This is a genomic window from Pirellulales bacterium (assembly GCA_035499655.1).
Lineage (GTDB): Bacteria > Planctomycetota > Planctomycetia > Pirellulales > JADZDJ01 > DATJYL01.
The window spans coordinates 1-7,136 of the sequence record DATJYL010000121.1 but is presented as its reverse complement, the minus strand read 5'-3'; the positions used below and the strand labels follow the sequence as shown (position 1 = coordinate 7,136).

General features: G+C 54.2%; 10 protein-coding genes. 6 read left to right on the top strand and 4 right to left on the bottom strand.

Annotation, left to right across the window (positions count from 1 at the left end; genetic code table 11):
- Positions 1–55: 55 nt before the first annotated feature.
- Genes VMJ32_08750 through VMJ32_08730 form a run of 5 tightly spaced genes read left to right on the top strand, consistent with a single transcriptional unit; the run spans position 56 to position 2,961 of the window.
- The gene (locus VMJ32_08750; GenBank protein ID HTQ39105.1) at positions 56–1,150 is read left to right on the top strand and encodes a type II secretion system F family protein; all 1,095 of its coding nucleotides are present in this window, start codon (positions 56–58) and stop codon (positions 1,148–1,150) included.
- Between the two features lie 14 nt (positions 1,151–1,164).
- Positions 1,165–1,629: a type IV pilin protein gene (locus VMJ32_08745; GenBank protein HTQ39104.1), complete on the top strand. Its 465-nt coding sequence runs from the start codon at positions 1,165–1,167 to the stop codon at positions 1,627–1,629.
- 11 nt (positions 1,630–1,640) lie between these two features.
- Complete coding sequence (locus tag VMJ32_08740) at positions 1,641–2,045, top strand: hypothetical protein (GenBank protein ID HTQ39103.1); 405 nt, start codon at positions 1,641–1,643, stop codon at positions 2,043–2,045.
- Positions 2,042–2,581 carry a hypothetical protein gene (locus VMJ32_08735; GenBank protein ID HTQ39102.1) on the top strand — a complete coding sequence of 180 codons (540 nt, stop codon included), beginning with the start codon at positions 2,042–2,044 and terminating at the stop codon, positions 2,579–2,581. The genes VMJ32_08740 and VMJ32_08735 overlap by 4 nt, the downstream gene beginning before the upstream one ends.
- Positions 2,578–2,961 carry a hypothetical protein gene (locus VMJ32_08730; GenBank protein HTQ39101.1) on the top strand — a complete coding sequence of 128 codons (384 nt, stop codon included), beginning with the start codon at positions 2,578–2,580 and terminating at the stop codon, positions 2,959–2,961. The genes VMJ32_08735 and VMJ32_08730 overlap by 4 nt, the downstream gene beginning before the upstream one ends.
- A gap of 46 nt (positions 2,962–3,007) precedes the next feature.
- On the opposite strand, the gene VMJ32_08725 is transcribed toward VMJ32_08730, so the two are convergent.
- The 4 genes from VMJ32_08725 to VMJ32_08710 all read right to left on the bottom strand — a co-directional run bounded on the left by VMJ32_08725 (position 3,008) and on the right by VMJ32_08710 (position 5,916).
- Positions 3,008–3,754 carry a hypothetical protein gene (locus tag VMJ32_08725; GenBank protein ID HTQ39100.1) on the bottom strand — a complete coding sequence of 249 codons (747 nt, stop codon included), beginning with the start codon at positions 3,752–3,754 and terminating at the stop codon, positions 3,008–3,010.
- Between the two features lie 350 nt (positions 3,755–4,104).
- Positions 4,105–4,965 carry a permease prefix domain 1-containing protein gene (locus VMJ32_08720; GenBank protein HTQ39099.1) on the bottom strand — a complete coding sequence of 287 codons (861 nt, stop codon included), beginning with the start codon at positions 4,963–4,965 and terminating at the stop codon, positions 4,105–4,107.
- Positions 4,953–5,291 carry a helix-turn-helix transcriptional regulator gene (locus VMJ32_08715; protein ID HTQ39098.1) on the bottom strand — a complete coding sequence of 113 codons (339 nt, stop codon included), beginning with the start codon at positions 5,289–5,291 and terminating at the stop codon, positions 4,953–4,955. Before VMJ32_08715 ends, VMJ32_08720 begins: the two co-directional genes overlap by 13 nt.
- 100 nt (positions 5,292–5,391) lie before the next feature.
- Positions 5,392–5,916 (bottom strand): hypothetical protein, encoded by a 525-nt coding sequence (locus tag VMJ32_08710; GenBank protein HTQ39097.1) that lies wholly within the window; start codon positions 5,914–5,916, stop codon positions 5,392–5,394.
- 154 nt (positions 5,917–6,070) lie between these two features.
- Here VMJ32_08710 and VMJ32_08705 point away from each other — a divergent pair.
- Positions 6,071–7,136, top strand: a 1,066-nt coding sequence (locus VMJ32_08705) for a glycoside hydrolase family 95 protein (GenBank protein ID HTQ39096.1), incomplete at its 3' end; no start/stop codon positions are given.

Sequence of the window (7,136 nt, the reverse complement as noted above, 5' to 3'; positions counted from 1 at the left end):
AAAACAATTTTCGATGCTGCGTTGATTTGAATCGGCGCCATCGATCGAGGATATCATGGCTTTTGAAGATTGGTTCATCGCCCATGCTCGCGTCTCCAGCAAGCCGCATAAGGCCATTAAGCTGGATGACAAGATGATGTTCTTCCAGCAGCTTTCTACGCTGGTCAATTCCGGTACGCCGCTGCTGCAAGCCATTCAAATCGCAGCCCAGCAAAACCAAAGCATCAAGCTTCGTAAAACGCTCGAAGAGATTGCCGCCCGTGTTTCTGCAGGCAGCTCATTGAACGCCGCCGCCGCCAATTACCCCGACGTGTTCGACGCAAACTGGATCGGTGTCATCCGTACTGGCGAAGTCACCGGCAAGATGGGGGCAGTACTTTTGGAATTGAATAAACAAATCCGTGACGCGCGCGACACGCGCCGAAAAGTCATGGGATCGCTCATGTATCCCATCGTGTTGATCGTCGTTGCCATCACAGCGGTGACGGTTCTCCTGTGGCTCGTCGTGCCGACCTTCGCGGGAATGTTCAAGGATATGGGCGCTAAACTTCCCGGAATCACGCAGTTTGTCGTCGATGCCTCGGCCTTTATCGTGTCGTACGGCCTGTACATCCTCATGGGAATCGGCGTTTTTGTATTTGCAGTCCGACAATACTCACGGACCGAAGGAGGTCGTCGAAAATTCTTGGGCGTCGGCATGGGAATGCCACTGTTCGGTGAGCTGATCGTACAAATGGCGATGTACCGATTTGCCTCGAACATTGCGCTTTTGTTGAAGAGCGGCATCCCCATGCTCGATGCCATGGGCGTGTTGGTCGGCGTGTTTCAAACGAATCCAATTTATCGTGACGCCTTGGATCGGGCCAAAACACGCGTAGCCGGCGGTCGGCCCTTGGGAGCCGCGCTGGAGGAAACCGAAATTTTCACCGCCATGATCACCAACATGGTCCGTATCGGCGAAGAATCAGGGCAGTTGTCGCAAGTCATGGAGCAAATTGCTCCGTACTATAAAGAAAGAATGGAAACCTTGATCGGAAAAGTCACCAAGCTGCTGGAGCCGATTGTGATTGCCGGAATGGGAGCGACGGTCGCCGGCTTGATGTTGGCGATTTACATGCCAATGTTCGAAATGGCCGGCAAGGTGCATTAAGGCAGACATCAACGATGAAAACTTTCATAAACAAAAATCCGAAGTCGAAATTCCTTAAGCCCTCGGCGCGACGTGCCTTGACCTACTTGGAATTGATTATTGTCATGTCGATTCTTGGAATCTTGATGTCGCTGGGCATCCCTTCGTTCCAACTCGCGATCGAGCAATCTCGCGCCCAAGTGGCCTCCGCAAATTTGGAAGCGATTTGGTCTGCCCAGAGATTGTATTGGCTTGAAAATCGCACCTATTCGACCAACTTAGCAACGCTGCAATCGGCCGGCATGCTGGATGCTTCGCTGAGCAACCAAACGTTCTTCACTTACGAAATCGTATCCGCGGATGCCAATACCTTCGTCGCCACCGCGACGCGAAACAGCAACGTAAAATGGAACGGCACGTTCACCATCGATCAAACCGGCACGCTCTCGGGCGTTCTGTCTGCTCCGCCCCTGCCAAACATTGCGGCAGGATTTGAATGAGGTACCCCTGCATGGAAGTTGAATCCCGTTCCGACAAAGCGCAACAGGTCGTCGAGCATACGGCTCGCCAAAAGCATTCCGCACGCCGCGGCATCTCGCTCATCGAGGTGCAAATTGCCCTGGTGACCTTTGGAATTCTGCTCTCAGGCTTGGGGCCCATTACCACGATATATATCCGGCAACTTAGCCAAGCCCAGCACCGGTTCGATCCGACCTCTGTCCACTACCTGGTTCCGCCTTCAGATTTTTGGACTCGCAAATTGGGAGTTGCCGCGGCGCTAACCACGCAAGATCCGGGCACCACGTCCCTCTCTGATCCCTTGCCGACGACTAATACCGTGCTGTTGGACTCGCTGCAAAAATCGGTATCAACCCAAGATGTGACTGCCGGAGTCGACGTGCAACCGACACAATGAATACCGCAGATTCCAAATTTGCCTCCCGCCGCGGTTTCAGCCTTACCGAGGCGTTCATTGCCACGAGTTTGTTTGCCGTGCTGTCAGCACTGCTGGCGAACATGTGGAGCGGCTTGGGCCGGCCGCTTTTGACGTCCGCACACTATTGCCAAATGGATCAAGAAGCCAACCTGGCACTGGCCAGCTTGGCGCAAGACCTAAGCGGGATGCTGCCCGAAGGTTTAAGCGGCGGCAAGCTAAAATACAAGCTTGTGGGCAGAACGCAGCCTTCGAACGTCGAGCTTTGGCTTTGCTTCGACGGCGGAGACACCCCTAACGAATTGCCTGACTGGGCTTCGCCGGATGTGGTCATTATTTATCGCGTCGTTGACAATTCCTTGGTACGACTTAATCAAACGGCTGGCACCCAATTCGTAGTCGCGCACGATCTCGAAGCCCTGCAACTGCGAGACTTGGGCACGGGCGTTGAAATGATTTTGAATTTTACCTGCCAGGGCGTTTCGCAGTCGTACGATTTGATTGCCAAAAACCCATGAAGCACAAGCAACATCGAGCCGGCTACGCAATGTTGATCGTGCTGGCGTTTATCGTTTTCTTTTTCTCGCTGTTGGCGATTGGCGCCAGCCAGTTGTCGTCCTTGCTGCGCTCGCAAACCGTTCAACAAGAAATGACAAGTTGTGACGAAGGGAGCACAACCGCGGTTGCCCGTGGACTGGCCCTGTTGGAAACCGGTTATCCGGCGACCAGCCCCTATGTCTGTGGCGTTACCCTCTCGACTTCCAGCGGCAATTTGCCGTTTACGGTGACGATGACCTATCTTGGCTCGTCGAAGTGGACCGTCAACGCCCATCCAACTTCTGTCGGAGAAATCACCACGCCAATCCCGGCCCAGTTCACATCGCAGACGCCGCCGTAAGAGCGTGGCAACGTTTTATCAATGAATGCGCTCACGCCGGCCCATTTTATTGAACCGGCGCGTATTTATCGTGAAATTTTGTCATCGATGCTTGCAGCCGCGAGACGTCTCTCGATTGAATGGCCGACTCAATCTCCTTCATGACCTCACTGGCAGATTGTAGGTCTGTGCGCAATTCGTCGACACGCTGTTGGTGCTTGAAAGAAACAATGGCCGGAGCCGCGGCTCCCATCGTGGCCAGGTCGTTCATTCCGTGGATCGCCAGGCGTGTTGCTTCCTCCATCGTGTTCCAATCCCGCTTGTTGAATGCCTGTGCCATGACGTCGCACAACATGTCTACCGTTGCCAATCGTTCTTTGACAATCGTTTCCGGCTTGCTGTTGTACATGGTCGGAACCGCCGCCAACAGCGGAATCGACAAGACCGCCGTGAAGCTGGCGATCAGGATCATTAAGCCCAAGGCCGCCGTGGTCAGCGTCCAAAGTCCCAGGACTTGCTTGTTTTGACTTCGTCGAAACAGGAAGCAGGCTCCCCACGCCGCAAGCCCAAGGACGCAGAGCCAAGGCAAGGTGGCAAGGGTATCTAGCGTTTGCAGCGTGTTCCAAACCATCGAGTTTGCCCAGCTCATAATCCCGTGCGATTTTTCATCCCCTTCCAGCCATCCTTCATAGCGAAATCTTTCGTAGATCGGCGCAATATAGTTCATGCACATCCACAAAAAGGAGGCCTGCACCGAAACTAGCAATATCAAGGCGACATGGGGCCAGGAAACGAAAATGGCTTTGAACTTCATGCTTCAGGCACTCCTTGGGCACGGAATTTAGAATTGGCGCGACAAGCTGCCATTCATCACGGAAAGCAGATGATCCGCACCTGACTTACGAAAGCGGAAATGCAGACGCAAAGATGAGGCATAGAATCCATCATAATTACGCCGCTTCGGACATCCGCAACGAGTGCCGCATTACCAAAAAATAGAAGAAATACTTCGGCAAAGAAGTTCCGATAGTAACGGTTATGGTATTTAGAGCTCGTAACACATTGATTTTACGAATCAGTTAGCCGCCGGGCTTGCCCAGCGGTGGTTTCGTTTTGTTACACTCTCCAGAGCGTGGTCAACAGGATCGCGCCCGCGCTGAAAAGCTATTCCGCAATACGTCGATCGGCGCGGCGGGCCGGCAATCTGCCGAGCAGCACGAAACACAACGGTACAATTGTGTAAACCCAAAAGGCAACGTGCTGGAACCGTCGGAATCCGTTTGGCGGCCAGGGGTCCAAAATCAACTGAAGAATTAGGTTACCCCAGTTTGTTACAGTAAGAGTTACGATGCTGAGCAGCGCCCAGCGATGCAGCTTTTTGGGATTGATCCATAAAAGCACTGCTAATGCTGCCGACCAAAACATTGGAATTAACGGCTGAACGAAATTGGACCAATTCAGTCCTTTTCCTTGTACTGTTACCCAAGGAGGCCATGCTTGTCTTTGTATGTAAAGCAAAATGATCAAGCAAAAGAGGGAAATTGCAGCATTGCCCACCATGAGAGATCGCCGCAGTGATTTAAGTTGGCCGAGACTCATCGGGTGTATGAGGCGATTAATAACGTAATAGCAGCCGACAAATGCCGTGTAAAAGATGATTGCCACACCAGAACCAATCGTGGCGACGATTAGGCCCGAGTAGACATTTCTCGATACAATCAATTGGACTATGCCTGACCAATTGAAAAACGCAAACAGAATGATAAACAGCGGTATTCCAAACGAAACAGGAAACCAAAATGCGGGTGCTGCGGCCCGGGCGTACTCTGCCGCGATATCCGCCGGCTGCCCCAGCTTTGCTTGTGCGGTTAAAAACGCTGTCTCGGCAGCGTCACCGGCACGGATGAGTCGATCGATTTCCTCGCGAAGATGACTTTCCAACTCGTCGACGATTTCATCAGAATCGCCCAAGACGGTTTTCAGCGAAGCCTTCCACTGGGCAATCTGTTTTTCTAGGTCGGGCATAAACCACTCCATGATTTAGTGAGAGTCGCGTGAACGACTTGCCATTGCTCCTTTTGCTTGCCGTGCGCGCGTTTTCCGGCGGCGGTTAGGGTGTAGTATTTCCGCTTTCTGGTAGCTTCCGTCGTGACCCAACGCGAGCGCACGAATCCCTGCGTTTCCAAGCGGTGCAAGACCGGGTAGAGCATGCCATCGGTCCACTGGATTTCACCACGAGATAAATCCCGGACGCGCTGAATGATGCGGTATCCGTAGCTTTCGCCGCCGGAGAGAATTGAGAGTACCAGCGGGGCCGCTGAAGCGGCCACCAGGTCTTTGTGCAGTTTCATGACCGTGATGATACATAGAAGTGCAATGTATCGCAAGAGTAATTCCTTGCGAATGGTTCCGTAGGCACGGATGCCAGATTCTTTTCACTGTCGCGAGTGTTTACGGCAGGAAGGTCTGGAAGAATTTCACAGCTTCTTGAGATGCGCCGCGCATGTCCCAGACGTGGTCGCCGAAGCCGATTTGGGCAAGCACGTATTTCCCAAACGCAAATTGCCCGATGGCGGCATAACCGACGGCAAACTGTCCGACGCCAAACGACGTGGCCAGCGCCAGTTGTCCCAGCGCAAACAGCCCCATGCAGGCCTGTCCTAGCCCGAACAGTACGCCGACGCTCAATTGCCCGATGGCAATCACTCCGCACGAAGCCTGACCGATGGCGAGAATGCCGAACGCCAGCCGGCCGACTGCAATCACTCCCTTGGCGACAATCCGCTTACCGGTTTCCGGACATTTGCCACGGGTGAAGTGCATGACCGGCATGCCGAACAGTTGGGCGTGGGAAACAAATTCCTCGAACAACCGACCGTTGGGATATAAATATCGCCGCCACCGGCCTCGCCGGGTGTCGGTGATTTCGTATTCCACGTTCGCCAGGAGCAGTTTTGCGGCGGGTTGAATCGACATGGTAAAAAAGCCGTCTAAAGGTCGAATAGTTGGTGATCCGAAGCGGATGTGCCCGAGGCGATGATTATACCTCGCTTGCGGCGGGTCAGTTTCGGGTGGCGCCGACAAATGCTGCTCAAGACATTTGCCTCGCCTGATCTGTTACAATGCGGATATGTTATACCCAAATCGTTCACATATCGCATGGCTAGCGCTCGCGGCCTACGTCATTTTTCTCATCGTCGATTTGCCTACCGCTTGGTCGGCTGATTCGAAAGCCGATTCGGGAAGCGTTTCCGCGGCCAGCACCCCAGCCCAGTCCAGTTCGCAGACAGAAATTAGTTTTCGCGGCGAGGTTTCGCGGCCCACAGAGCCGCTGTCACTGTGGTATCGCCAGCCGGCGCAAGCTTGGGTCGAAGCATTGCCGATCGGCAACGGCCGGATTGGCGCTATGATTTTCGGCGGAGTGAATCAGGAACGCCTGCAACTGAATGAAGATACGCTGTGGGCCGGCGGACCGTACGATCCGGCGAACCCTTCGGCGCGCGACGCCTTGCCGGAAGTCCGCCGTCTGATTTTCGCCGGCGAGTTCGCCCAGGCGCATCAGCTCATTGGCGAAAAGATGCTGGGCAAACCGATGCGCGAAATGCCGTACGAGACGGTGGGTGATTTGCTCCTCGATTTCCATCCCGCCACGGCGGTCGCAAATTACCGGCGTGACCTGAATTTGGATCAAGCGTTGGCCAGTGTCACCTACGAGCAAGATGGCACGACATTCTCGCGCCACTGCTTCGCCAGTCCGATCGATCAGGTCATTGTTGTGCGGCTGTCGGCGAATAAGCCGGGACAAATCTCGTTCACCGCCTCGATGAAAACGCCGCAGAAGGCACGGGTGTTTGTCGACGGCGGTAACACGCTGGTGATGGACGGTGTGAATCAAGGCGCGAGTGGAATCGAAGGGGCACTCAAATTTCAGGCCCGCGCTGCGGTTCAAATCGACGGCGGCAGCATTGTGGCGGGCGAAAAAACGCTGTCGGTCGCCGACGCCGATTCGGCCACCATTTTGATCGCCATGGCGACAAGCTACAAAAAGTTCGACGATGTTTCCGGCAACCCGGCGTCTGCAACACGAACGACACTCGCCGCCGCCAAACAAAAAAGTTTCGAGCAACTTTTGGCTGCCCACACGGCCGAACATCAGCGGTTATTCCACCGGGTCTCGCTCGATTTGGGAACCACCG